The organism is Halarsenatibacter silvermanii (assembly GCF_900103135.1).
GTDB classification, from domain to species: domain Bacteria; phylum Bacillota; class Halanaerobiia; order Halanaerobiales; family Halarsenatibacteraceae; genus Halarsenatibacter; species Halarsenatibacter silvermanii.
On the sequence record NZ_FNGO01000068.1, the window covers coordinates 1 to 1,271 of the forward strand.

The 1,271-nt window shown below is 30.5% G+C and carries 1 protein-coding gene; it reads right to left on the bottom strand.

Annotation, left to right across the window (positions count from 1 at the left end):
* Positions 1 to 10: 10 nt before the first annotated feature.
* Positions 11 to 1,271, bottom strand: a 1,261-nt coding sequence (locus tag BLT15_RS13030; protein WP_234985630.1) for a hypothetical protein, incomplete at its 5' end; no start/stop codon positions are given.

Here is a 1,271-nt window from a genome sequence, read left to right on the forward strand (position 1 = left end):
AATCCCGGGGTCAGTGTGCCGGTTTATTCCCGAAATGAATCTGAGGATGTCGTCGGATGTGTAAAGTCATTTCTGGAAGTTCGACTTTAAAAGGTGTTGAAATACCACAGCTAGCCAACCATACAGGTAATATTTCCCCAATAATTTCACTATATTCATTTAACAGTTTACGTAGAGAAGGTAACTTGCGTTGTCTTCTCGACAATTTGACTATTTTCTGTCCTTCACTACTGTTTAATTTTTCTTTCTGTTTGTTTTTATACTTATTACGGAGATATTCTTTACCTTTATTTAACTTTACAGATAAGTTTTCATCTAACTTACCTTTTATCTTTTCATATCTATTATCCATAAACCAGTCCAATTCAGGATGCTTTTCATGTTTGTTTTCCAACCAAATTGTTTTTACAGCTTGTTCATAAATATCTACTGCTTTTTCTATATCATCAGCAATTTTCTCTAGTGTTAAAAGATCATCTGCAAAATCTCTACTCTGTTCATTAAATATTTCATCTATTCTTTTCAAATTATATTTGTCTTGTTTCCAATCTGCATATAACTTGTCAGCAAATTCTACTATGTCATTGCCTCTTTCTAGCCTTTCTTTAACTTCATTAAAATAATCCTCTGCAAACCAATCATTTAAAGATACTAATTTTTCTCTTATCTCAGTAAATTCTTTGCTTACTTTGCGGCTAGAAAACAAAAATTCAATTTTAGCTTTCCACCATTTAGGTAAAACAAAACGTAACATACTACTTTTCTTATCAATTAAAATTTCAAGATTGCCTTTTTTAAACTTTTTATCATAACCCTCTAGATCCTTGATTTTTTGATAATTATTTTCTTCAATATATTTTTTCAGAGGGGAAATTAATTTAGACTTTAGAAATTTATTTTTCTTCTCTGCTATCTCTTTTTTTAACATTTCATTTCTGGCCAAAATACCAGGTATTCTTCTTTTCCAGAGTGAATCTTCTTTTATTTTTGTTCTTTGTTCCATAAATTCTTTAATAGTTTCTAGCCTTTTCTGTAATTCTTCCATGGAGTTTATTTGATCTAGAGAATTCAATCTACTCTTTGTTTCCAAGTTAACTCGGTCACAAGTTTTATATAATTTTTGGATGGTTAAATCAGGTTTATCTTTTACAATAACTTCATTTAATGCTCTATGTAAAATGCGGACATTTGTCCTCCCCCTAAGCTGCTGGACATCGTAGCAGCTATAATATAGTATTAAGTCTAAGGGAGGACAAAAAACCATGGCAAAA